This is a genomic window from Romboutsia sp. 1001216sp1 (assembly GCF_039841805.1).
Classification (GTDB): Bacteria; Bacillota; Clostridia; order Peptostreptococcales; family Peptostreptococcaceae; genus Romboutsia_C; species Romboutsia_C hominis.
Map to the genome: position 1 here is coordinate 1 of NZ_JBDPHA010000005.1, position 26,061 is coordinate 26,061.

20 protein-coding genes, 1 tRNA gene, 1 rRNA gene and 1 other RNA gene are annotated in these 26,061 nt (G+C 26.5%); 22 read left to right on the forward strand and 1 reads right to left on the reverse strand.

Going from position 1 to position 26,061, the window contains the following annotated elements; all coding sequences use genetic code 11:
- The 19 genes from ABHC41_RS06440 to ABHC41_RS06530 all read left to right on the forward strand — a co-directional run.
- A 23S ribosomal RNA gene (locus tag ABHC41_RS06440) occupies positions 1 to 79 on the forward strand; the annotation flags it as partial.
- A gap of 65 nt (positions 80 to 144) precedes the next feature.
- Positions 145 to 219 (forward strand) — tRNA-Thr (locus tag ABHC41_RS06445).
- Positions 220 to 742: 523 nt separating this feature from the next.
- Entirely contained in the window at positions 743 to 1,072 is a 330-nt protein-coding gene (locus ABHC41_RS06450; protein WP_092923816.1) for a helix-turn-helix transcriptional regulator, read from the forward strand.
- A gap of 90 nt (positions 1,073 to 1,162) precedes the next feature.
- Positions 1,163 to 1,729 (forward strand): DUF2812 domain-containing protein, encoded by a 567-nt coding sequence (locus ABHC41_RS06455; RefSeq protein WP_271892686.1) that lies wholly within the window; start codon positions 1,163 to 1,165, stop codon positions 1,727 to 1,729.
- A 332-nt stretch (positions 1,730 to 2,061) separates the two neighbouring features.
- Positions 2,062 to 2,403: RNase P RNA component class A (rnpB, locus tag ABHC41_RS06460), an RNA gene on the forward strand.
- A 653-nt stretch (positions 2,404 to 3,056) separates the two neighbouring features.
- The gene (locus tag ABHC41_RS06465) at positions 3,057 to 3,908 is read left to right on the forward strand and encodes a GDSL-type esterase/lipase family protein (RefSeq protein ID WP_092923822.1); all 852 of its coding nucleotides are present in this window, start codon (positions 3,057 to 3,059) and stop codon (positions 3,906 to 3,908) included.
- A gap of 32 nt (positions 3,909 to 3,940) precedes the next feature.
- Positions 3,941 to 4,423 carry a DUF4358 domain-containing protein gene (locus ABHC41_RS06470; RefSeq protein ID WP_272013374.1) on the forward strand — a complete coding sequence of 161 codons (483 nt, stop codon included), beginning with the start codon at positions 3,941 to 3,943 and terminating at the stop codon, positions 4,421 to 4,423.
- 252 nt (positions 4,424 to 4,675) lie between these two features.
- Positions 4,676 to 6,052 (forward strand): MBOAT family O-acyltransferase, encoded by a 1,377-nt coding sequence (locus tag ABHC41_RS06475; protein WP_330405532.1) that lies wholly within the window; start codon positions 4,676 to 4,678, stop codon positions 6,050 to 6,052.
- Positions 6,053 to 6,066: 14 nt separating this feature from the next.
- The gene (locus ABHC41_RS06480) at positions 6,067 to 7,260 is read left to right on the forward strand and encodes a DHHW family protein (RefSeq protein WP_271892678.1); all 1,194 of its coding nucleotides are present in this window, start codon (positions 6,067 to 6,069) and stop codon (positions 7,258 to 7,260) included.
- 368 nt (positions 7,261 to 7,628) lie between these two features.
- On the forward strand, positions 7,629 to 8,684 hold the full coding sequence (locus ABHC41_RS06485) for an Ig-like domain-containing protein (protein ID WP_271959430.1): 1,056 nt from the start codon (positions 7,629 to 7,631) through the stop codon (positions 8,682 to 8,684).
- A gap of 175 nt (positions 8,685 to 8,859) precedes the next feature.
- On the forward strand, positions 8,860 to 9,777 hold the full coding sequence (gene galU / locus ABHC41_RS06490) for a UTP--glucose-1-phosphate uridylyltransferase GalU (protein WP_092923848.1): 918 nt from the start codon (positions 8,860 to 8,862) through the stop codon (positions 9,775 to 9,777).
- A 145-nt stretch (positions 9,778 to 9,922) separates the two neighbouring features.
- Positions 9,923 to 10,969, forward strand: coding sequence for a UDP-glucose 4-epimerase GalE (gene galE / locus ABHC41_RS06495; protein WP_092927393.1), 1,047 nt, complete (start codon positions 9,923 to 9,925; stop codon positions 10,967 to 10,969).
- Positions 10,970 to 11,209: 240 nt separating this feature from the next.
- On the forward strand, positions 11,210 to 13,309 hold the full coding sequence (locus ABHC41_RS06500) for a cell wall-binding repeat-containing protein (RefSeq protein WP_271892712.1): 2,100 nt from the start codon (positions 11,210 to 11,212) through the stop codon (positions 13,307 to 13,309).
- Between the two features lie 110 nt (positions 13,310 to 13,419).
- Positions 13,420 to 14,031: a DedA family protein gene (locus tag ABHC41_RS06505; RefSeq protein ID WP_271892671.1), complete on the forward strand. Its 612-nt coding sequence runs from the start codon at positions 13,420 to 13,422 to the stop codon at positions 14,029 to 14,031.
- A gap of 326 nt (positions 14,032 to 14,357) precedes the next feature.
- Positions 14,358 to 15,833: a L,D-transpeptidase family protein gene (locus tag ABHC41_RS06510; RefSeq protein ID WP_271892668.1), complete on the forward strand. Its 1,476-nt coding sequence runs from the start codon at positions 14,358 to 14,360 to the stop codon at positions 15,831 to 15,833.
- Positions 15,834 to 15,920: 87 nt separating this feature from the next.
- Complete coding sequence (locus ABHC41_RS06515) at positions 15,921 to 17,144, forward strand: DUF6080 domain-containing protein (protein ID WP_243278783.1); 1,224 nt, start codon at positions 15,921 to 15,923, stop codon at positions 17,142 to 17,144.
- Between the two features lie 19 nt (positions 17,145 to 17,163).
- Positions 17,164 to 18,066, forward strand: coding sequence for a decaprenyl-phosphate phosphoribosyltransferase (locus tag ABHC41_RS06520; RefSeq protein ID WP_195928465.1), 903 nt, complete (start codon positions 17,164 to 17,166; stop codon positions 18,064 to 18,066).
- Between the two features lie 8 nt (positions 18,067 to 18,074).
- Positions 18,075 to 18,719 (forward strand): HAD-IB family hydrolase, encoded by a 645-nt coding sequence (locus ABHC41_RS06525; protein ID WP_166505969.1) that lies wholly within the window; start codon positions 18,075 to 18,077, stop codon positions 18,717 to 18,719.
- A 60-nt stretch (positions 18,720 to 18,779) separates the two neighbouring features.
- Entirely contained in the window at positions 18,780 to 19,187 is a 408-nt protein-coding gene (locus ABHC41_RS06530) for a GtrA family protein (RefSeq protein ID WP_271892661.1), read from the forward strand.
- A 2-nt stretch (positions 19,188 to 19,189) separates the two neighbouring features.
- Here ABHC41_RS06530 and ABHC41_RS06535 read toward each other — a convergent pair whose 3' ends face one another.
- Complete coding sequence (locus ABHC41_RS06535; RefSeq protein ID WP_271892659.1) at positions 19,190 to 20,275, reverse strand: acyltransferase family protein; 1,086 nt, start codon at positions 20,273 to 20,275, stop codon at positions 19,190 to 19,192.
- A gap of 688 nt (positions 20,276 to 20,963) precedes the next feature.
- Here ABHC41_RS06535 and ABHC41_RS06540 point away from each other — a divergent pair.
- The 3 genes from ABHC41_RS06540 to ABHC41_RS06550 all read left to right on the forward strand — a co-directional run bounded on the left by ABHC41_RS06540 (position 20,964) and on the right by ABHC41_RS06550 (position 25,708).
- The gene (locus tag ABHC41_RS06540) at positions 20,964 to 21,668 is read left to right on the forward strand and encodes a hypothetical protein (RefSeq protein WP_271892658.1); all 705 of its coding nucleotides are present in this window, start codon (positions 20,964 to 20,966) and stop codon (positions 21,666 to 21,668) included.
- 178 nt (positions 21,669 to 21,846) lie between these two features.
- Entirely contained in the window at positions 21,847 to 22,455 is a 609-nt protein-coding gene (locus ABHC41_RS06545; RefSeq protein ID WP_271892656.1) for a DUF4352 domain-containing protein, read from the forward strand.
- Between the two features lie 202 nt (positions 22,456 to 22,657).
- Complete coding sequence (locus ABHC41_RS06550) at positions 22,658 to 25,708, forward strand: cell wall-binding repeat-containing protein (protein ID WP_271892654.1); 3,051 nt, start codon at positions 22,658 to 22,660, stop codon at positions 25,706 to 25,708.
- Positions 25,709 to 26,061 lie beyond the last annotated feature (353 nt).

The window sequence follows — 26,061 nt, forward strand, 5'->3', positions numbered from 1 at the left end:
TACCTGGTTGATAGGTCGAAGGTGTAAGTGCAGTAATGTATTTAGCTTATCGATACTAATAGGTCGAGGACTTGACCAAAATAAAATGATTGACTAAATGATATGCAGTTTTGAGGGTACTAAACTTAATCAAAAAAATAATATGCTGGTGTGGCTCAACGGTAGAGCAGCTGACTTGTAATCAGCAGGTTGTAGGTTCGATTCCTATCACCAGCTCCAGTAAAAGACTATGTATTTATACATAGTCTTTTTTGTTATAATAAATTACTTGCAATATTATAACTAATGATAAATCAAAATATAGAGTTTTATATTATATAAAAATAAATATTATATATAAATTATATTTTATAATAAAATTTATACACAATATAATCTAATTATGATATATTGTAATTAGATATATCAATAATGGATATATTAATTAATGATATAGAGGTATAGATAGTAAAATTGTTTAATCAATACCTAGACATATAAGTACAAGAGAAGAGTAGATTATGTGGGAGTAAATAGGTATTAGTGGTTGAGTAGCTTTAATAATAATTTTTGATTTATGTTTTGTTGTTAAGTTAGCTGTTATAAGTAGAATAAACGAATCAGCAATAGTTAATATGGGTAAAAAAGATTCCATTAAACATGTAGAAAAAATATTTGAATATGCGCAAAAAATAAAAATGTAAAGCTAAAGAGAGATTAAATATTGAACTAGGTTTATACCTATAGAAAGGAAGTGAGTAGAGTGAGTAGAAATAATTCACTACAAGAAGAGCAGTTAACGGAATCAGGGTATTATATACTTTTAGCATTATTAGTACCTATGCATGGTTATGGAATTAGTAAATATATAGAGGAGTTGACTGAAAAAGAGGTTATAATAGGTCCTGCTACCTTATATACTATGCTAAAGAAGATGCAAGAACAAGATTATATAGAATTAGCTGGAGAAGAAGGAAGAAGAAAGATATATAAGCTTACAGAGAGAGGACTAAAAGTTATAACTATGGAAAAAGAAAGAAGATATAAGATGGCTCTTCATGGTGCAGAGGCCTTTAGTAGATTAGAGAGATAGATATAAGTAAATCAAAACGATTTAATGATAATGTAGATTAGTTATAAAGGGTAAATATAATAAATTAATGATATTAAAAAGGTGATAATTATGAGTAAAAATGTAAAATATATAGCATCAATGGGATTAGGATTTGCGGAAGAAAAAGAAATGAAAAAGCTAGGAAAATTAGCTAAAGAAGGATGGATATTTGATAATTTTGAGAAATTATCTTATAAGCTTGTAAAAGGAGAACCTCAAAATCTTATATACTGTGTTGATTATAATGAAAATAAAGATGATTTAGATTCTTATATAGAATTAATAGAAGAAAGCGGATGGACTCATGTAACTTCTTATGAAGGCTTTCATTTTTTTAAGGCACCAGAAGGAACACATCCTATATATAGTGATGGATATACTTTAGGACTTAAATACAAGGCTATGAATAAAGGTGTTAAAAAGACCGCGATTTACTCAGTAGTAATAGCGATAATATCAGGATTAATAGCTTATATAATGGAGAATATAGCAATAGATTCAAGTGTATATGAATGCCTAATACTTATTATTTATATGATAGCAGGAGGAGCTTTTGGATTTTTTATAGCTTTAATACCATGTAGTATGTGTATTAAAAACAAGATGAAAAAAGCAATATTATCAGCTAAAAATTAATGATTACAATTCTAAAACGTATATAAAATATTAGATAATACCTATAGGGCTAATTAATTATTATAATAAATAACTATTAAAACATAAATTAACTTATTATCATCAGTAGTTTTGCTTAAGTAATTATATTATTTATTATAAATATAATCATATATTACTAAACTAATGAATTAGTAATAATCCTTTTGAACAGGCATATTAGTTGTATAAATATGATCGATTATAGAACAAGGAAAAGTTGAATTATTAGTCCATATGATAGAAATATAGGTAAAATTTAAATTTTGACATAAATAATAATATATGATATATTATATACATCAATTAAATATTAAGTAAGCCAGACAATCGCGGGTAGCTTTTAGCTACGTGAGGAAAGTCGGAGCTCCATAGAGCAGGGTGCTAGGTAACGCCTAGTGAGAGTGATCTTAAGGAAAGTGCAACAGAAAATAACCGCCACTTTTGTGGTAAGGATGAAAAGGTGAGGTAAGAGCTCACCGTTTGCTAGGTGACTAGCAAAGCCGTGTAAACCCCACCTGGAGCAAGGCCAGAATAGGATAAAAAGGGTATTGCTCGTACCCTCCGGTTGGTAGGCCGCTTGAGTTTATTGGTGACAATAAGCCTAGAAAGATGATTGTCAAATACAGAACTCCGCTTATAGACTTGCTTATTATTTATAACACTAGTTTAGCTAGTGTTTTTTTATTGCACAAATTTATGTAAAAAATAATTAAACTAAATTGAGTATATCGAAAAATAAAGAGGATAAATATTGGAGTTAAAAGAAGCTATAGAGCTTATGCATAAAATGTACTGAAAAATAAAAAAATCTATATTAACTATATTTTTAAAATTTCAAATAATCTTTTTAAAATATCATATCTAATATTAAAATAGAGCTATATACCAAGAGAAGTATTGATAATATATGTATAAATTTATACATATATTAGAATATATTGAATTAAATTATTGTAAAAAGTTTCAGGTAAAATTGTTACATTTCTGACATATTGTTTATCCAATTTGTTCCTTTACTAACCAAAAGTATTACCTTATAATTAGCATTGCAACTTACAAAAATCGACAAGAGGTGGTGCTTATATCCAAATAAAGATTAAATTGATAATATTATATTTACTTATATAATCGATTGTATAAATAGATATAAATAATACAGAAATGTTTATATAAAAAAATATATAAACATATATTTTAAATTGAGAAATTTAGAATTAGAAAAAATTACATTTAATAAAAAATTTTATTTATATTATAATAGAATTCATAATAATTAAAAAGTAACCAAGAGAAGGGTAGAACTACTATGAAAAGAAAACTTAATAAAAAAAGAGTAGCAATAGCAACATTTTTACTACTAGTAGCTATACTAGCCCTATTCACAGTAATTAGAGGAGAAATGAAAAACTCAGGTAATGAAAAAATTAGTAATAGCAAAGAAATAAGTAAAGACAAGAATAACAATGATAATACTAATAGCGAGGAAGTATTTGAAATGGCTAATAGTGACAAAACAGTAGAGTCAGGTATAAAAGCAGTAAAGCGATTAGAAAGTAAAAATATTACAGAGATTCAAGAAGAAATAAATGATATTAAACGTAAAAAAGAAGAGAATGAATCTAAAGATAAAAATAAGAAGGTAGACTATAGCACTTTGTTTGAAAACTCAGTTATAATGGGAGATTCAAGGGCGGAAGGTCTTACAGAGTATGAGATATTAAGTGGCTCATCAGTAGTTGCCTATAAAGGTAGAACTACTGTAGAGGCAAAAGATGATGTATCAACCGTAGTAGATTTATCACCTTCAAATGTAATTATGACTTATGGAATGAATGACTTAGAATTATACAGTAATCCTAAAGATTTTATAAAAAGCTATGAAAAACTAATCAAAGAAGTTCAAAGTAAGTTACCAAGTTCTAAAATTTATCTAACATCTATCTTCCCAGTACAACAAAAAGCCATAAACAAACAACCTATGCTTAAAAATTTAGATAGTTTTAATATAGCATTAGAAAATATGTGTAGTGAATTAGGAATTAGATATATAAATGTAGGCACTTTAGACTCTAAGTATTATGAACCAGATGGAATACACTTTCTACCAAGTGCTTATAAATTGTGGCTAAATTCTATGGTATCACAAATGAATTTATAAGATTAGCATTTATGGACAAATCTATAAGGGAAGTGATTATATTGAAAAAGAAATTAAAAGTTAGTCTAATGATTCTTGTAGTTATGTTTTCTATGATTTTTATGAGCGGATGTGGAATTAATCAAAATAAGAAACTAGAAGATATAGAAAAAGATATAAGTAGTAAAGTTAGCTTAGATAAGATGGAAAAAGGAAATAGCAAAACTTTAAAAAGATACTATGGATTAAATTCAAATGACTTAGATGGTTTTATATTATACACTCCAAAGTCTACTATGGATGTAGATGAGATGTTAATAGTAAAAGTTAAGGATGAAAGTCAAGTTCAGTTCATAGAAGATGTTATAGACTCTAGAGTTAATAAACAATTAGAAAGCTTTAGTGGATATGGACCAAAGCAATGTGAGCTTTTAGATAATTATGAATTAAAAGTTAAAGGTAAGTACATATTTTTTGCTGTATCACCAAAGGCAGAAGAAATGAAAGAGGCTTTTAAAGAAAGTATTGTTAAGTAATATAGTTTAAAATAAATACAATATACAAATGGTAAATTATGCAAAATATATGATTTGTATCGATATAAAAGTCAATTAACGTATACTTTATAAAATGAGAAAGTTTTAAATTAATATTTATTAAGATTTGAAATTTGCTTTAAATAAATATTTATATTTAAAAGTAATAGTATTAAGTAAAAATTGATTAATTTAATTAAATAAAGAAAATAGAAAGTAGGTAAAGGTGTGGTTTTTAGTAGTATAATTTTTATGTTTACTTTTTTACCTATAACACTAATGCTATATTATATAGCTCCTAGAAGTTTTAGAAATTTTATATTACTTCTTATAAGTTTAGTGTTTTATGCATGGGGAGAGCCTGTGTATGTATTTTTAATGATATTTACAACCATATTTGATTATATTATGGGGCTTATTATAGACAAGCATAGAGGCAAAAGTTTGTCAAAGGGTATATTTATACTCACAATAGTAGTTAACTTAGGAATATTAGGATTTTTTAAATATTATGGTTTCTTAATAGAAAATATAAATACTTTATTTTCTTTAAATATTTCCTATTCACAACTACCTTTACCTATAGGAATATCTTTTTACACATTCCAAACATTATCTTATGTAGTAGATGTGTATTTAAATAAGGTAAAAGTCCAAAAAAGTGTTATATCATTTGGACTTTATGTATCTATGTTTCCACAACTTGTAGCAGGACCTATAGTTAGATATTCTGATATAGACTACCAAATAGATAATAGAAAAGAAACTGTTAGTAAATTTGGAGAAGGTGCAGAAAGATTCATACAAGGTCTAGGAAAGAAAGTTTTATTTGCAAACAACATAGGTATGTTATTTACAAGTGTACAAGCAATGGATATAAACTCTATTTCAGTGCTTACATCATGGCTAGGAATAATAGCATACACACTTCAAATATACTTTGATTTTAGTGGATATAGTGATATGGCAATAGGTCTTGGAAAAATGTTTGGATTTGACTTTATAGAAAACTTCAACTATCCATACGTATCTAAAAGTGTTACAGAATTTTGGAGAAGATGGCATATAAGTCTTGGAAGCTGGTTTAGAGAATATGTATATATACCATTAGGTGGTAATAGATGTTCTATACCAAAGCAAGTTAGAAACTTATTTGTAGTATGGTTTTTAACAGGTCTATGGCATGGATCTAGTTGGAACTTTATAGTTTGGGGATTATACTATGGAGTAATACTTTTTATAGAGAAGATATTCTTAAAAAATGTATTAGAAAGTATTCCATCATTTATAAGACATCTATACACTATGATATTAGTTATGATAGGATGGGTATTTTTCTCATATGATAATCTAGGAGCTGGACTTCAGTATATAAGTGTTATGTTTGGATTAAATGGAAATCCAATTATAGATAGTACTTTTATATATTATTTATATACAAATATAATAATTTTAATTCCTATAATACTATGTTCAACACCAATAGTTAACATAGTATACAAAAAAATAGTGTATAAGAAAAAATGGGGTATTATATTGGGAATAGCTATAAATTTAATAATACTATTTATAGCAACAGCATATCTAGTAAATGCAACCTACAATCCTTTCTTATACTTTAGATTCTAGGAAGGGAGATTATTATGAAAAAAAGATGCTTAAAAAATAAAAATGAATCCAAAATATATAAACAAATTAGATATAAAAATAGATATTTTAAAACTTTAACTTTAGTATTTTTAGTATTTATATTTTTAGTATTTACATTAAATATTGTAACTAAGGATAAGGACTTTTCCGAATCGGAAAATAGAATGCTTGCAAAGAAACCAAAGTTTACCTTTGAGAGACTATTAGAAGGTAGATTTACAACAAAATATGAAAAGTATAAGGTAGACCAATTTATAGGAAGAGATTTCTTTATAAATGTAAAGTCACATATAGATAGAATGCTTGGAAAAAAACAAAACAACGGAGTATATATATGTGATGATGGATATCTTATGGAAGGGTTTAGTAAGCCAGATAAAGAAAATTTAAATGAAAATATAAAAGCTATAAATGACTTTGCTAAAAAGCATAAGGATATAAATCAATATATGTTTATAGCACCAAATGCAATTAGCATACTAGATGATAAATTACCTACATATGCTCCAGTATTAGATCAAAAGAAATATCTAGATGATTTAAATAAATCTTTAGATAATAAAATAAACTTTATAGATTCATATAATGCACTAGATAAACATAAGGATGAATATATATACTATAAAACAGACCATCACTGGACGACTTTAGGAGCTTACTATGGATTTTTAGAAACTGCTAAAGCTATGAAGTTAGATAATAAAGGAAAAGAATATAATATAGAACCAGTAGCTAATGATTTTTATGGAACATTATACTCAAAAAGTGGATTTGCATCTAAGGATACTGATACTATAGATGTATATATTCCAAAGGATGATAATGACCAAGTAGTAGTTAATTATGTTGAGGAAAAGAAAAAAGCACCATCTATATATGATAGTGAAAAGTTAAAAACTAAGGATAAGTATGGAGTATTCTTAGGAGGAAACCATCCATTAGTTAAGATAAGTACGACATCAACTAGTGATAGAAAGCTATTATTAGTTAAGGATTCTTATGCAAATAGTATGGTTCAGTTTTTAACTCCTTATTTTAGCGAGATAATAATGGTTGACCCTAGATATTTCTATGAAGATATAGAAAAATTAATAGACAAAGAAAAGATAACTGATATGCTTTATTTATATAATGCTAATACATTTTTCTCTGATAATACATTAGCACCAGTTTTGAATAATATATAAATACTATTTTAAGTAAAATAATAATAGATAAGTATTAACAAAGAAAAACAATACTATTTTATATAGTATTGTTTTTCTTTGTTAATATAAAAATTTTTAGAGTGTGAATGTATATAAAGATAAAAAGGCTAATGATATAGTTAGTGAATAATAAGAGTATATAATAACAAGTAATAAAAAATGAATGAAATAATTTAATTATGAAATGTATAATTGAAAAGAATAAACTAAATTATTTGACGGAGCTTTTTATAATTAATAATTTCACTATAAATAATAAAAGTTACAATACGTAAAATTAATATATAAAAATATCATAAAGTTTTAGATACTAGAATGGTAGAAAAGATACTATGGAGGAATAAATATTGAATCAGCGTGTGAAGCAGAATAAAGTCGTAACAATGTTAATTGCTATATTTTTATTGGTTAGCATCAGTGAAATTAACTCTTATGCAGAGGAAAAATGCTATAAAGAATTAGAAAATATAGAACCAGAAAATAATGAAGAAACAATAGACGAAAAAGAAATAAGTGAAATTATAAATATAAGCGATGTAAATTTAAAAAGAGCAATAAATAAAGAATTAGATAAAAGTGATATAAACTCGTCTGTAACAAGATCAGAAATAGAAAGTCTTAAAAGTATAAGCTCAGATAATGGAAGCAATAAAAATATAAAAAGTCTGTCAGGCCTAGAATATGCAACGAATCTAGAAAGTATAGATTTATCAAATAATAATATAGAAAGTATAAATGAAATAAAAAACTTATTTACAAATGGAAAACTAAAAAGTGTAAATATATCAAATCAAATCATAGATCTTGGAATTGAGAGTATAATAGAAAATAAGTATAAAATATATAATAGTATAGATAATCTAGATAACAAGCAAATAGTACCAAATTATATAAGTGATAATGGAAAATATGTAGAAGGTAATGTACTGTGGGATGATTTAGAAAGCTTTAAGGATTATAACTTATACTATAACTTTGAAGAAAATGTAAACAAAGATGGGAAGCACTTAGTATTTGGTGGTAGAGCATATAAGTATCTTCAAGTGGGAGGAGATGTATCCTCAATAAATAATGATAAACAAGAAAATAATCAAGAATCAAATAAAGGTGAAAATTTAGATTCAAGCAATGATAAAGATGTTGATAATGATAATAGAACAGATAATAATATAGACAAAGATATAAATGTAAACGAAGCAAATATAGATAAAAAAAATAACTCTAATAATGAAGTGACAAATACCGATGATGGTAAAATTGAAGACAGCAAAGAGAAAAGTCAAAAACAAGAAGTAAAGAAGGAAGAAAATAAAGAAGAAAGTAGTTTATTAACACCAGAAGTGATGACATCAATAGCGATATTTGGTATAGGTATAGGTATTAAATTTATGAATATGAAGTAGCATTATATTACTTTAAATGATAAAACTAGATAATTTAGTATAAAGTTTATCAAATAAACTTCATTAAATTGAAAATTGTTGTATAATATAGAATGATAATTAAAATGTTAATAACATTACAGATAAATATACAATAGAAAATTATTATATTAATTTATGAAGGGAAGTAAATGCGATGACAGTTAAAAAAGCTATAATACCAGCGGCTGGATTAGGAACAAGATTTTTACCAGCTACAAAATCTCAACCAAAAGAAATGCTACCAATAGTAGATAAACCAACTTTACAATATATAATAGAAGAAGCAATAGAATCAGGTATAGAGGAAATATTAATAATAACAGGAAGAAATAAAAAGTCAATAGAAGACCATTTTGACAAGTCTGTTGAATTAGAACTTGAACTTGAGCAAAAAGGAAAAACTGAAATGTTAGAAATGGTAAGAAATATATCTAATATGGTAAATATACACTATATAAGACAAAAAGAACCAAAAGGATTAGGTCATGCTATACATTGTGCTAAAAGTTTCATAGGAAACGAACCATTTGCAGTACTTTTAGGAGATGATATAGTTGACAATGAAACTCCTTGTTTAAAGCAATTAATAGGTGCTTATGATGAGTACAAAACAAGTATATTAGGAGTACAAGAAGTTGCTAAAGAAGATACTTGTAAATATGGAATATTAGATGTTAAACACATAGAAGATAGAGTTTATAAAGTTAAGGACATGGTTGAAAAACCAGCTGTTGAAGAAGCTCCATCAAACATAGCTATACTTGGAAGATATATAATAACTCCAGCTATATTTGATATACTTGAAAATCAAGAGCCAGGAAAAGGTGGAGAAATACAATTAACAGATGCTCTTAAGACTTTAGGAAACCAAGAAGCAATATATGCATACAACTTTGAAGGAAGAAGATACGATGTAGGAGATAAGTTTGGGTTCTTAGAAGCAACTATAGATTTTGCTTTAAAAAGAGATAACTTAAGAGATGATTTAATGAACTACATGAGAAAAATAGTAAATGAAGAAGATAAAAAAGAATTAGTATCAGATAAAGAAGTAGCATCAGATAAAGAGTAATAGTTTATATATTTAAATTCCAAAACAAAGACTAAAAACAATAATATATATTTAAACTATTAAGTATGCCTAGACATAAATTTATGCAAAAATATTATGACTAGGCTTTAAAAATAAAAAATATTAGAGAAAGAATGTGATGAATATGGCAGTTTTAGTAAGTGGTGGTGCTGGGTACATAGGAAGCCATACTGTAATAAAGCTATTGGAAGAAAACCATGAAGTAATAATAGTTGACAACTTATGTAATAGTAGCAAAGAGGTTGTAAATAGAATAATAGAGCTAAGTGGTAAAACTCCAAAATTTTATGAAATAGATATTACAGATAAAGAAAAGATGGATAAGGTATTTGAAGAAAATAATATAGATTCCATAATACATTTTGCATCACTTAAGGCTGTAGGAGAATCGGTATCTATGCCTATTGAATACTATTCAAATAATCTAATAACTACACTAGTCCTATTTGAACTTATGAAAAAATATAATGTTAAAAACTTCGTATTTAGTTCATCAGCAACAGTATATGGAAGTCCTAAAACTTGCCCAATAAAAGAAGACTTCCCACTATCAGTAACAAACCCATATGGAAGAACGAAATTAATAATAGAAGATATGATAAGAGATATATGCTATGCAGATAAAGATTTAAATATAGCTATACTTAGATATTTTAATCCAATAGGTGCACATAAGAGCGGAAGAATAGGTGAAGAACCAGTTGGAATACCAAATAATATAATGCCATATATAACTAAAGTTGCAGTAGGTCAGCTTCCATATTTAAATGTATTTGGAAATGATTATGATACAGTAGATGGAACTGGAGTTAGAGATTACATACATGTATTAGACTTAGCATATGGACATGTAAAAGCACTAGAAAAACTAGATGAAAATCCAGGTTTAGTTACATACAACCTTGGAACAGGGAAAGGATATAGTGTATTACAACTTGTAGAGGCATTTTCTAAAGCAAGTAATAAAGAAATTCCATATAAAATAGCACCAAGAAGAGAAGGTGATATAGCAACTTGCTATGCAGACCCTTCAAAAGCAGAAAAAGAGCTTGGATGGAAAGCTAAGTATGGAATAGAAGAGATGTGTGAAGATTCATGGAGATGGCAAAGTAATAATCCAAATGGATATGAAGTAAAAAAGTTTGATGAAGTAGCAATTGGCAAAGAATAGTATACAAGCTATTTTAATAGGTTCTATGTAGAACATATTAAAATAGCTTTTTTAATTACAAAGAAAATAAATATTTAAGTAGATGAAATTTTGTTTAAAATTTATTATAAAAAAGCACAAAAAGGAAATAATGTAAAATAAAAATAATTAAAAGGAGAGATTGATATAAAAAAATTCATAAGTTTAGTAACAATAGTAAGTACACTAATCCCCATACAAATATATGCATCAGAATGTGTAATAGGAGGAGAAAATAGATTTGAAACATCTATAGAAATATCTAAGAATTTTAAAATATCTAAAGAAGTAATAATAGTAAATTCAAAGTCAATTCCAGATATGCTATGTGCAAGTATATTAGCATCTCAAATAAACTCACCAATACTTCTAACTAAATATAACAAAATAGATAATAAAACAATAGAAGAAATCAAAAGGCTAGAAACAGAAAAAGTATATATAATAGGTGGGAAATCCGTAATTCATAAAAACGTAGAAAATCAGCTTAAGGAAAATAACTTAGAAATTGAAAGAATAAATGGAAAAGATAGATATGAAACGTCAGTCCAAATAGCAAATAAAATAAACAGCACAAGCAATGAAAAATGTGATGAAGTAATAGTTGTTAATGGACAAGAAACTTTAGTAGATGCAATATCAATAGCACCAGTAGGAGGAAGTAAAAATATCCCAATCATATTATCAAAAAGAGATAACATAGAACATGGTTATAGATGGATAGAAGATAAGTATATAGATAAGACTTATGTTATAGGAGGGGAAGATTCAATATGTAATGAAATATTTAAAAAACTACCAAATCCAAAAAGAATAAGTGGTAAAGATAGATATGAAACTAATGGGAAAATAATAAGAGAATTTTATCCTGATAAATTAAATAAATTATATTACTGTAAAGGAAATAGTGAAGATTTAGTAGACGGAGTATTAATAACACCGTTAGCTACAAAAGAACAATCTCCTATTGTAGTATTAGGCAAGAGTATTGACAATACTCAAAAAAAAGTGCTAAAAGGAAAAGAAATAAAAGAACTTGTACAAGTTGGGTATGGGATACATAAAAATGCAAAGAATGAACTAATTAGTATTAAAGAAAATTATAAACCACCAAAACCAGTAAATCCACCTACAAAACCATCAAAACCAACACCACCAATAAAACCAGAAGAATCAATACCTCCAGCGCCAATAGAACCACCAACAGAACCAGAAGAATTAATACCACCAACAACAATAGAACCACCTCTAGAGATAGAAGATAAATTAGCACCGAATTATGTGAATCATAGTACTGATAATGAAAAGAGAATAATAAACATAGAATTTGATGAAGACATAGATAGCAATGTAGATTATATAAAAGAAAAAATAAAAATAGAAGTAGATCCTAATTGTATATTAAAATTAGAAAATAAAGATTTTAATACAACTTTAGATGAAGTAAAATATATTAAATTAAGTAAATATGATGATGTAAAAATAGATAACAACAACCTAATAATAAAATTACAAGAAGAAATTGTAGGTAAAGATAGTAAGATAATAATAGAAAAAGAAAGCATAAAAGATAAATATGGCAATATCATAGAAGAAGATATAATAATAGAAAACTTAGATGGAGTAGATAAAAATATAGCATTTGTAAAAAATGAAGATGAAATAAGAAAGTATATAAAAATAGCATCACAAGACAAGGAAACTATAATAAAACTAGAAAATCATATTAAAATAGCAACAAACAACTATTTAAATATAAATAGTAAAGTAACTATAGATGGAAGTAATGGTGAAGAAAATTATAGTATAGAAACACTAAGTTTGCAAAATCCAGGAATATTTATAGGTCATGATGGAGTAGAGCTTAGAAATTTTAATATAAAATCAAGACAAGAATCTATATCTATACAAATGTGTTCAGATATAAAGCTTAAAAATATGAATATAGAAACACAATCGGAAATTTTACCAGCTATAAGTATTTCAAGTTCAAATGTTAAAGTAGATAATATTGTAGGAAAGAGTAATAAATCTACAATTAGTTTAAATGAATCTTATATTAAAAATCGTGTATCAAAACTTATATTAGAAGGAAGGGTGACAAATAGTTTAAATGATGAAAATGTAATAAAATCAAGTGATACTATATACAGCAAGATCCCTTCTATATATGTTGAAAATAAAATAACAGAAGATGTAAATACACCTAAAAATAAAATAATATTAGGAGAAAATTTAGAGAAAGATTATATAAACAATAACTACGAAATAATTAATCAAAGTGATGAATACAAAACATATGAATTATATTTTGAAATATAAAATAACATAAGTTATTATAAAATATAGAAAATCTAACCATTTATGACTACTAATAGAAACTGTAATAATGTATAATAGAAACTGACTAAATTTATAAATGGAGAGATTCAATGGCTTTAGAACAGTTTTTAGAAGTTTTTATTAGAGAATATGGATTAATAAGTATGTTTTTATTAGTAGCATTAGAATATGCAAATTTTCCACTACCTAGTGAAGTAGTACTACCACTTATAGGTATGGTAGGAGCATCATATGATATAAATTTTGTGACTATACTTATAACAACAACAATAGCGGGAATAGTGGGATCTTTATTAAATTATTGGTTAGGAGCAAAATTTGGAGATGGACTTTTAGATTATATTAGAAAAAAGTTTCCAAAAACTAAAAAATCTCTTTCAGCATCTTATAATTTTATAAAAAAATATAATAAATCAGCTATAATGTTATCTAGATTTGTGCCTGTAGCAAGAACAGCTATTTCATTAGTAGCTGGAACTGTGAAAATGAATGTATGGTATTTTATACTATATTCAAGTATAGGAATACTTTTCTGGAACTTAGTATTAATAGGTGGAGGATACTTTATAGGAAACAAAGTATTAGCAAGTGGCGGAATTATAAATACTATAGTAATGGTGACAACAGTATTAGTAGTTGGAATAGTAATAATACTATTTATAAAAAACATAAAAAAATCAAACTGTAAAAGTAAAAACTAAGATTATATATTAAAAATATAATAGTAAAAAGTCCCTTGAGATAATATAGTTATTATTTCAAGGGATTTTTTATATAAAACATTTAGATAGTATTAGTTAAATTAGCAAATTGGATTTTTAATTGTAATAATATATATACAAATATATATACAAAGTAATAAAAAATTTAATTTCATAACAAAAAATAATGAAATAAAAATAATAAAATAAAAGTAAATGAAAAAACAAGGAAAAATAGCAATTAATAACACTAAAGGAAACCCCTTTAAATAAGTCTAACTAAGTAATTCAAGCAATATATTAGAAATCAGGGGGGAGGAATAAGAGTGAAAAAAAAGCTAAAAAAATACATATCTATAATATCAACAATGGTATTAATATTAGCATTTTCTTTTATAAACATAATAAACATAGAAGCAGCGAGTACACATCTATTAGTTATAAATTCAAAAACTAATAGGATGGGATATTATGTTAATAATAAGTTTGTTAGGGAATACATGGTGGCAACAGGCAAAAAAAGTACACCAACTCCACAAGGAAAATTTAAAATAGTAAATAAGATTAAAAATAGACCATATTACTCAGGGGGGATACCAGGAGGAGATCCTAGAAATCCATTAGGTGATAGATGGTTAGGGCTTCAAGTAGGCTTAACTTATGGAACAACATATGGAATACATGGAAACAATAATGAAAGCTCAATAGGTAAACATGTATCAGGCGGATGTATAAGAATGCACAACAAGGAAATTAGAGATTTATTTGAAAAAATACCAAATAAAAGTGAAGTAATAATAAAGTATACAGATCAAAGCTTTAAACAAATAGCAGCAGGCTATAAAATAAGTTTAACTGATGGAAATGAAATAAAAACAGGATGGCAAACTATAGGTGGAAAAAAATATTACTACAACTCTAAAGGACAAAAAGTAACAGGATGGCAGACAATATCAGGAAAAAAATACTACTTTGATGCTAATGGAGTAATGCAGACAGGTCTTAAAAACTTAAATGGAAATAGCTATTACTTTGCAAATGATGGGATAATGAGAACAGGATGGCAAGAAGTAGTAAAGGGAAGAAAAAGTTACTTTGATAGCAATGGAGTAATGAAAATAAAGTGGCAAGTAATAGATGGAAAAAAATATTACTTAAATCCATTAAATGGAGTGGCACTTTGGAATTGGCAATATCTAGATGGTAATAAATATTATTTTGGACCAGATGGAGTGTTAAGAACAGGACTTCAAACAGTAGGTAATGAAAAATATTACTTTGGAAATGATGGAATAATGAGAACAGGATGGCAAGAAGTCGTAAAAGGTAGAAGAAGCTACTTTGATAATAACGGAGTAATGAAAATAAAGTGGCAAGTAATAGACGGTAAAAGATACTATTTAAATCCACTAAATGGAGTATCATTATGGTACTGGCAAGAGTTAGATGGAAATAAATATTATTTTGGAAATGATGGAGTAGTAAGAACTGGTTGGCAAATAATAGATGGTAAAAAATATTACTTTAATCCAGATGGATCAATGCAACAAAGATGGGAAGAACTAGATGGAAATATGTATTACTTCGGATTTGATGGAACAGTTAGAACAGGATGGCAGAATATAAATGAAAAAACATACTACTTTAATGGTGATGGAGTGCTTCAAAAAGGAATAGTAGAGATAGATGGTAAAAGCTATTACTTTAATGAATATGGAGAGATGGAAAGAAACACAGTAGTAGGTAATGGAGTAATAATAGATGAAAATGGAGTGATAATTGATTTTGGAGAGGGGATGTAGAAATACATCCCTTTTTTCATATATAAAAATAGGGATTATATGGTATAATAAACAAGCTATAAACTTATGCAAAAAGGAGTGGAAACTTTGACAGAAAAAATAGCAAAACATAAATCAGAGATATTGTTATTTATATCAGTAGCAATTATATATTTAGCAATAGCTATAATATTTTATTCAAAAACAACAATATTCTATGATACAAATAATACGTATGATGTATTATTAGATACAGATACGGGTGTATTGTTTAATTGGAATACATTTGCGTTAGCGCAGGATAATAGTAAACATATACTATTCATGCAGATAGTATCATTAATTGGATATCCAATACATTTACTGAGTACGAACATAGCTACTAATTTTAATATAGGGTTTAACCATGTATATGGTATGGGGTTAATACTATTACAAATATTAGTAAGCTCAGCGTCAATAACAATGGTATATAGTACAATAAAGAAATTAAATATAAAAAGGGAAATACTAGCACTAATAATAAGTATGATGGTATTTTCATTCCCTCAAATATTTATGACTATGAATGTAGAGAGATTTATATATGGCCAGTTATCATTAGTATTCTTTGTATTCTTAGTAAATAAACTTAAAAATAAAGAATCATACTGGATAGATATAGCTGCAATACCTCTATTTGGAATGACTCTTACTAATATATATATGTATGGAATAAACTTATTATTAGAGTTTAAAATAAACATAAAAAAAATAGTAAAGCATATTGGAGTATTTGTATTAGCTACATATGCAATTATCGTATCATCAAGAGCATATAATAGCTTTTTCATGGTAAAAGATATAGTCAAAAGTGATACAAAATTTATACAAGTAATACCTATGTTTGAAAAACTAAAGATGACATTAGTAAGATTACTATACCCAACAATGTATTTTCCTAGTGCAAAATTTGAAAATGGGATGTTTTTACAACAAGGACTTCCAAATTTACTATTCTTCATATTATTTTTAGTATTATTTGTATGTGCAATAATAGGAGGTATAAAACATTATAAAGAAAGAATACCTCAATTATGTTTAGGGGCAATACTTGCGAATATAACATTACATGGAATAATAGGATATAACTTAAAAAATGCAAACATAATGGCTATATATTTTTCATTTGCAATAATAATACTTTTAGCTTATTTCGCAAAATCTTTACCTAAAAAATATACAAAAATATTCATTATATTCTTAGTAGTAGTATTATTAACTATGATAATAAGCAACATACAAGGATTTTTACAAATATTAGAAATAGGGATAAATAATTATCCTAAATAAAATATAAAGGGGGAAGTATATGGAAAACTCAGTGATAGAAAATTCTTTAGAGGAAAGTAGAGAAAAAGAAAACATAATAGGTCAATACATAAAGCTTATGAGGCCACATCAATATATAAAAAACTTATTTGTAGTAGCAGCATTAATATTTTCAAATAACATAGGAAATTTAGATTTAATATATAAAACAATAATAGCATTTATATCATTTTGCCTAATATCATCAGCTGTATATGTGCTAAATGATATAGTAGATATAGAAAAAGATAAATTACATCCTAAAAAATGTAAAAGACCACTAGCAAGTGGGAAAATAAAAATAAAAAATGCAGTAGTATTGTTAATTGGATTAATAGCAGTAGCACTAGTTTTATCATCAAAAATAAACTTAAAACTAACAGCCATAATATTTATATACTTAATAAACAACTTATTATATTCATTTAAAATAAAAAATGTAGTACTACTAGATGTATTTTCAATAGCAATAGGATTTATATTGAGAGTATGTGCAGGGAGTGTAGCAATAGGAGTAGAATTATCAAGTTGGATAATATTATGTACATTCTTCTTATCTTTATACTTAGGGCTAGGTAAAAGAAAAAAAGAAATAGAAGGACTTAAAAATCAAGCAGGAGAACATAGAAAAATACTAAAAGAGTATAATCCAGAAATAATAAACCAAATGATGGGAGTAGTATTAAGTTCTGTGATAGTATGTTATGCACTTTACTCAACAAGTAATCCAGATAAACCTCAAATGATATATACAACAATATTTGTAGTATATGGAGTTCTTAGATATAACTATATAATAAATACAACAGAAGAAGGAAACCCAACTGATGTAGTATTAAAAGATAGAACTCTACAAATAAATGTGATATTATGGGTATTAAGTTGCCTATTAATATTAATGTAGGAGGGTATATGAAAAAGAAAGTACTATTACTAGATATAGACTATACAGTAATAAATACAGATAGTATGATAGACTTTATACTATACTCACTAAAAACAAAGCCATTAAAAACAATAATAAAAATACCATATATATTTATAACTCTAGTAGGGTATGCATTAAAGTTAACTAGCTTGAAAAAAGCAAAAGAAGCTGTATTTAGCCCAATAGTAAACTTTAGTGAAGAAGAATTAAAAGAATTTTTTGATAAAAAATTAAAAGTTAAGATAAATAAAAATATAAAAGACATAATAGAAAAATCAAAAAAAGATTCAACAATAATAATGATAACAGCATCACCAAAAGCATATATGAAATATTTCAAAGAATATAAATATGCAGATGAAGTGATAGGTACAGAATTATTATATGAAAATAATAGATATAAAAATGAAATAATAGGAAACAACTGTAAAGGGAAAGAGAAAGTAAAAAGAATTGAAGAAGTATTAAATAAACTAGATATAGAAATAGACTATGAAAATTCATATTCATACTCAGATTCAATGAGCGATATGCCAATGTTTGAACTAGTAAAAAATGCATATCTAGTAAACAAAAAAGATGGAAGTATAAAAGAAAAAATAAATCATAAATATATACAAAAAGCATAGCTATAACCATTAACCACCAGTATTAAAAATTGGTGGTTAAATACTAAATAGGAGAATAATATGGATATATTAAAAAAGTATAGAGAAAGCATCATGTATTTAGTCTTTGGGGGACTAACAGTAGGTGTTAATATAGCTACATATATAGGATTAACAAGAATAATAGAACTAAACTATATGGTAGCAAATATAATAGCATGGATAGTAGCAGTAATATTTGCATATATAACAAATAAGTTTTTTGTATTTGAAAGTAATAATACAGAGCTAAAATTTTTAATAAAAGAATTTACGTCATTTGTAAGTTGTAGACTATTATCAGGTGTAATGGAAATGATATTAATGTATGTGATGATAGATACGATGGGAATAAATGACTTTATAACAAAGATATTTACAAACATATTAGTAATAGTACTAAACTATGTACTAAGTAAAGTAATAATATTTAAAAAAAAAGCGTCATAAAATTATGACGCTTTTTTCATATCCATATTATTTTTTATATTTACATTAGATGAATTAAATTTAAGCTTAAAATTCTCAAACCTACCAAAAGTTTTGGCAAATATAATATTAATTAAAATAACAGCAACAATATTTATAAGAGTTAAAGCACATCTTAAAACAAAGTTGTATCCAGTTAAATTAAATAAATATAGATAAATAGGTTGTAGTAATAAATAAGTAAAAGGTTGATATAAATAAAGGGTAAAACCATAAGCACTATAAATATCAACAATATTTCTTATATAAGGTAAATCCCCAAATTTTAATATAACTTTTCTAAACATATATAAAAAGCTAAAAGCAGTCATAGTAAAAACTAGGAATGCAAAATTTGGAGGAAATTTATTAGTAGACATATTTAAAACATATCTATCACTCTTAACAATTAAAACTAAAGCTATAAAAAGAATCGAAGATATAGCTATATTTTTGACTACTGAAATATTAACATCCTTAAATTTTGTATAGAAAAATCCTGTATAAATCCAAAAAGCATAGAAAATAACACTTTTAAAATCAATATTAAGAGTAGTATTTTCAAAATAGAATACTAATATTGCAATAAATAATAAAGGGATAAATTTAAAAATACCTTTTAGACTTTCAAATAACTTAAACATTGGGGGTATGAAAGGTACTAACAATAAGTACACAGGCATAAACCATAAATGCCAAGTAATAAAAGGTATGAAAATCCCAGGTTTCTTTAAAGGATGTAGTGTATCATATACAAATATATTTATAGGAGAATCAGTAATAGAAGTTCCTAAAATATAAGCTATATATTGAATGAAAATAACAAATAGTCCAAAAATAAGATATGGAACTATAACCCTTGGAACACGAGATATAAGGTATTTAATGTAGCTTTTTTTTGAGCTAAGAGAATAACTAGCACCAGTAATAAAAAATACCACAGCCATTTCAAATAAGAAAAGTGACTTTAAAACGTGATTAGAAACAGGGAACCAAAATAGAGTATGTATAACTCCGACTACATACATCATTATAAGACCGCGATAAATATCTAGTTTTTTGTCTCTCAAAATGTCAACTCCTTGTAAAATTAATATGTCCAAATAAATATTATACCATATATAAAAGAAATCTTAGATATATAGTTATTACTTTAATAAACATAAATAGATGAAAATATAAATAGTGCTGTAAATAATATATCAAATGAAATAAGCGTAATATCAAATAATGAAGCTAAAAGTACAATAAATATAGAAAAAACAGCATATACAAAGGAAAATAAATTAGTGACACTATTTAGTGGAGAATTAGAAGCAAATAATGTTATAAAAATAAATTCTAATGCAATAAAAGATAATAGCAATAACAAAATGATGAAATTACAATAAAATATGAAAATAGTGAAGCTCTTGAATTAAAAGGTATGGAATTTAAAATGTTCCTAAAATAGATAAATATGGTGAATTTGTAAATACTAGAACAGTTTTAGATGTAGAACAAGTAGGAGATAGTGATATATAAGCTAAAAGGAGCTAATTTAACAACAGAATTTGGTGCTCTAAGTGATAATGTATATTATGGTGAAACTGGAAGAAAAGTAAATACTAATTTGAACGCTTTAAGGGTCTGAATGATCAAATTATATATATTGAAACAGGAGCAGAAGATAGTGGATACTATGAAGGTAAAGACATTGCACTAGGAAGATTCGAAGTATATGGAAATCTAGTAGGTAGAAGTTCAAATCCTGCAATAATGAATGCTGAAATTGGCTATACACAAGAAAATGGGCAATTAAACTCACTAACAATACCGAAAAATTCATACCCTGGAAAAATAAATGTATACGTTGTAAAACCAGATGTAAAGCCTATTATCGAATCAAAATATGACCCTAAGAATGTATTAACTAATGGTGAAATTATTTGTAAATCTTCAATAGATGTTGATTTAATACCAAATATTACTGATATAGAGTCATTACAGTATAGCTTAGTTAAAGATCAACCACAAAATATGAATGGAAGTTTTATAAAGGATAATTATAGAGTATTAAATTCTATAGTTTTAAATAAAAATACAAAAAATAATGCTCAAGTTACTATAAAAGGATTAGATATTGTGAATCGTGTAGGTAAAGATAAACCACAATATAATATTAATTATACTACATCTAATACAGCTAATAAAAAAGAATTAGAAGCATTTATAGGTGATAGAGTATTAAATAAAATATCTACACAGTCAGGTGAAAAAATTAATTTAGATGGTCTAGATATAGATATACTTGGACTTACAAAATTTTTCAAAGAAACGAATATAAAAAGAAGTACAATACTAGGCGACATGGAGATAAAATATCTAACTATGGAACTTACTTTAGACGTTAATGTAAATGGAAAAACTGAAACTGAAAAAGTAGGTGTAATCTGGAATACATCACTAAAGGATGCACAATAATAGATTTAAACTAAAATATATTAATACAAATAAGGGACTTCATTGATGTTCCTTTTTTATTAAGAAAGAATTATAAAAAAGTTCTAATTCTAACAATGAATGACAAAAAACGACAAAGAGAATATGTATAATATACCTTGGACTTAAAAATATATACAACTTGTAGGAGGATTATATAATGGCAAAATTAATAAATTGTAAAAGCTGCGGTAATGAAATAGCATCTAACGCAAAAGCGTGTCCTAAATGTGGGGCAAAAAATTCTAAACCATTTTATAAAAAGATATGGTTTTGGGTTTTAGTTGTAATAATAATAGCTGCAATTGCAGGATCTGGTTCAAATAAACCAAAATTAGTTTCAGAAGATAAACCTATAGTAACAAAAGAAGAAAAAAGTAATAAAGAAGAAGTATTCAATATAGGAGATACTATTGAATTAGATAAATTTAAAATAACAGTAAACGAAGTAAAAACTACAAATGGAAGTGACTTTATAAAACCACAAGAAGGTAACGAATTTTTATACGTAGATGCAACAGTTGAAAATATATCAGATAAAGAGCAAACTGTATCATCCGTGCTAATGTTTAAAGTAGTAGACAAAGATGGAAGAGCTATGAAACAAACTATAGTAGAAAATGCTAATGGTCAACTAGATGGAACAATAGGGCCAGGAAGAAAAATGACTGGAGAATATGTAGTTGAAGTACCTAAAGATGCAACAGGATTAGAATTACAATTTGATAGCTCATTAGCAGGTAACCAAGTAGTAGTTGAACTTAAATAGATACATATTAAAATATAATGAATAAAGAAAAGAAGGTCAAATCATTTTGAGCCTTCTTTTCTTTATTATATTAAGTTAATTGAAAAATAAATATACATTTAAAAGTATAATGATTTTAAGATGTATTGATAAAAAACTAAAACTATTATACAATTAAATTCATAAAAGGATAAAAATCCCAAAATAACATGAGGTGAGAAGTATGTTAAAGAGAAAAAAGAGAATAATAGCTAAGGTTATGGCGACAACAATGCTTGCAACAACATTAGCATCTACATTTGCAATAGAAGCAAATGCACAAGAGCCAAGAGCTAGTGTAACATCAAGTAAAATATCTGGTGATGACAGATATAAAACAGCAGTAGAAATAAGTAAAAACTACAGCTCAACATCAAAACACGCAGTAGTAGTAAATGGACAAAAAGGAATAGTAGATGCATTAACAGCAACTCCATACGCATCTTTAAAAAACGCTCCAATACTAATGACTGAAAATAACAAATTAAATGAAGACACAAAGAAAGAATTAACTAGAAGAGGAATAAAAACAGTTGATATAATAGGTGGAACAGCATCAGTTAGTGATTCTGTAAAATCTGAAATCCAAGCTATGGGAATAACTGTTAATAGAATAGCAGGAAATAGCAAATATGAAACTTCTTTAAAAGTAGCAAAAGAATTTGATAAGATATCAGATATATCAAAGATAGCTGTAGCTAATGGAGAAGTATTAGCAGATGCAGTAAGTGTGGCAGCACCTGCAGCTCAAAATAAAATGCCAATAATACTTGCACACCCAAAAAATGGATTAGATGCAGATACTAAGGCATATATAAATGGTGAGGGTATAAACACTTCTTATGTAATAGGGGGAACAAGTTCAGTATCGAACACAACTCAAAACTCATTACCAGGAACTAAGAAAAGATTACAAGGAACAGGAAGACAAGAAACTAATGCTGAAGTTGTAGAAGAATTCTACAAATCTAGCACTTATGACAATATATATGTGACAAAATCAGGTCAAGTAAATAAAGCAGATGAAATAGCAGATGCTTTAGCTGTTGGTGTATTAGCAGCTTATAATCAAGATCCTGTTATGATAGTTGGAAAAAGCTTATCAAACGATCAAAAGGTATTATTAGAAGGTAAGAAATTTACAAAGATAACTGAGGTTGGAAATGGTATACCAACTGCAAGTATACAAGCTATAAAGGATACTCAAAAAGATCCAGAAGCTCAAGTAACTGGAGTGACATTAGTTAATTATAAAACTATAAAAATAACAGGAAGAGAATTAAATAGAATAGATAAATCAAAGGTTTCTATAAGTGGAAATACTACTGTTTCTTATACTGCTAATAGTACAGGTACAGAAGCTACTGTAGAATTTGCTAATGCATTTAGTAATGGAACTAATACAGTTAGAGTTACTAGCAACTTAGGAAATACTACTAGTCATAGCTTTACATATAACTCAGAGATATCTAGTGTAGAAGCTGCAACAACTGAGATAGGAACAGGAGCTAATGGAGCTATACAATATTTAGAATTTACGGTAAATGGAAATCAAAAAAGAACAGTAGAAGAATTAAAAGCACTAGGTTGGAATGTAGAATTTAAATCAAGTCAAAGTGTATTCTATAAATCATCAAGTGCATCTGATACAAAATCGACAGATGGAAAATTAAGAACTAATATACCAGATAAAAAGTCAACACCATTTGATTTAAATGAAGTTTTTGATTATGAAGTTGTATTAACAAAAGGTTCGACAATAATACGTTCAGGATTAAAAGCGGTTAAGGTAACTGATAAATCAACACAATATAAAGAAATAAAAGCATTTGATGTAAAATTAGATAATAATGTAAAAATAAAAAGTAATAAATTAGTTGTAGGAGAAAGTGCAAGTATAGTAGATATAGATGTCGTGGATATGAACAATAATACAGCTAAATTGCCTACATCAGAAAACTTTGCAATAACATCATCAAATCCAGAAGTAGTAAGTGTAAATAATAGTGGAGTTAATAAAAATAAGTTAATAGCTAACTCAACAGGAAGTGCTCAAATAACTATAAAAAATGGAAATGTAAGTAAAACATTTACAATAACAGTAGTATCAGAAGCTCGTAAGGTATCAAGTGTATCATTATCAAATAGTACAATATACCTAACAGCAAATAAGAGTGGTGAAGTTCAAGCAACTATAAAAGACCAGTATAGCGATCCTTATGTAGATTATACATTAATAAATTCAGAGCAAAAGATAGAATCTGGAGGAAAAACAGTAGCTACTGTACCTGCTACAGGAAAAAGTGATGTAGAAGGGAAAGTAAAAATAAATGTAAATGGAGCTGACGTAGTTGAAAACTTAAACGGAAGCTTAGCTATAAAGAAAGACGATAAAACATTAGCAACTTTAAGAGTGTATGTATCAAAGGCAGCACAAGCAACTAGTTGGAGATTAGAATTACCAACAGGAAAAGATTCTACATTAGATGTATATACTAAAAATGGGAAAGAAGCAGATAACACGCTTACACTTAAGCTTAATGGATATAATGGAAGTTATTTAGTAAACGAAGAAAAAAATATAAATATACATACGACAGGGACTATACCTAAAGAAGGATTTGTAGTAACATCAACAAACAAAGATGTTGTAGCTATAGAACCAACAGTATCTAAACAAACTCAAAAAGCAACAAGTATCACAGATGGAAATATAAATTTAGTTGCTAAAAAAGAAGGAAGTGCAACTATAAGAGTATATAAAGATGGTACAGAGAAGGCATCAATGAGTATAAGGGTAAATGATACTACTCCTAAAATCACAAATATAAACTTAAAGAGTATAGATACTATAAAAAAAGAAGATAGTTCATTTGATCCGATAGCATCATTATTAAGATTAACTGAATTACCAGGAGATAAAACAGTTGTAGAAGGGCTTACAACAAGTGGAACAACAGAAGAAGTGCTTTTAGGAACTGAAGAAGGAAGAAGCGTATTATTCGTAGATAAAGATAATGATAATGAATATAAAGAAGAAAAGGACTTACTTTTAGCTACAATAGATGTAACAACTGATTTTGGAGCAAATACATCTAATCAAAGAGGTATAAAGATTGAAAATAATAAAGAGGGAAATATTATTGTTAAAATATTTAGAGGAAAATATCCAACACCACAAAATCCTTCAAATCCATTTAAAGTAGAATTAATAAAAGTGAATACAAAAGCATAAAACTATAATAAGAATATGAAAAACAAAAAGCATTACTCATTTGAGTAGTGCTTTTTATATAAAAAGTTTACGACAAAATATTTAAAATTTACAAAAATGAAAAATACCATTTAAAAATAAAATTAAAAAAATAAAAATAAATGTAGTAAAATGTAGAAAAAATGTATTTTAATATAAAAATATTAAATTTAATAAATAATTTACAATAAAACTAAAATAAATGTAGAAAAATGTAAAACGAAAGTTGGTGAAAGTTACTAAAAAGTATATTATCATCTACTTGTGTGAGAAATATAAGTATGTGAGAAATACGAGAAACGGAATGTAAATAAAAGAGATGTAATTTATTTTAT

What these genes read in the sequence shown, in the direction of transcription:
- ABHC41_RS06455 (WP_271892686.1), top strand. Translation starts at nt 1,163, where the DNA reads ATGAGTAAAAATGTAAAATATATAGCATCAATGGGATTAGGATTTGCG.
- ABHC41_RS06465 (WP_092923822.1), top strand. Translation starts at nt 3,057, where the DNA reads ATGAAAAGAAAACTTAATAAAAAAAGAGTAGCAATAGCAACATTTTTA.
- ABHC41_RS06475 (WP_330405532.1), top strand. Translation starts at nt 4,676, where the DNA reads ATGTTTACTTTTTTACCTATAACACTAATGCTATATTATATAGCTCCT.
- ABHC41_RS06480 (WP_271892678.1), top strand. Translation starts at nt 6,067, where the DNA reads ATGAAAAAAAGATGCTTAAAAAATAAAAATGAATCCAAAATATATAAA.
- galU (WP_092923848.1), top strand. Translation starts at nt 8,860, where the DNA reads ATGACAGTTAAAAAAGCTATAATACCAGCGGCTGGATTAGGAACAAGA.
- galE (WP_092927393.1), top strand. Translation starts at nt 9,923, where the DNA reads ATGGCAGTTTTAGTAAGTGGTGGTGCTGGGTACATAGGAAGCCATACT.
- ABHC41_RS06505 (WP_271892671.1), top strand. Translation starts at nt 13,420, where the DNA reads ATGGCTTTAGAACAGTTTTTAGAAGTTTTTATTAGAGAATATGGATTA.
- ABHC41_RS06520 (WP_195928465.1), top strand. Translation starts at nt 17,164, where the DNA reads ATGGAAAACTCAGTGATAGAAAATTCTTTAGAGGAAAGTAGAGAAAAA.
- ABHC41_RS06525 (WP_166505969.1), top strand. Translation starts at nt 18,075, where the DNA reads ATGAAAAAGAAAGTACTATTACTAGATATAGACTATACAGTAATAAAT.
- ABHC41_RS06530 (WP_271892661.1), top strand. Translation starts at nt 18,780, where the DNA reads ATGGATATATTAAAAAAGTATAGAGAAAGCATCATGTATTTAGTCTTT.
- ABHC41_RS06540 (WP_271892658.1), top strand. Translation starts at nt 20,964, where the DNA reads ATGAATGCTGAAATTGGCTATACACAAGAAAATGGGCAATTAAACTCA.
- ABHC41_RS06545 (WP_271892656.1), top strand. Translation starts at nt 21,847, where the DNA reads ATGGCAAAATTAATAAATTGTAAAAGCTGCGGTAATGAAATAGCATCT.
- ABHC41_RS06550 (WP_271892654.1), top strand. Translation starts at nt 22,658, where the DNA reads ATGTTAAAGAGAAAAAAGAGAATAATAGCTAAGGTTATGGCGACAACA.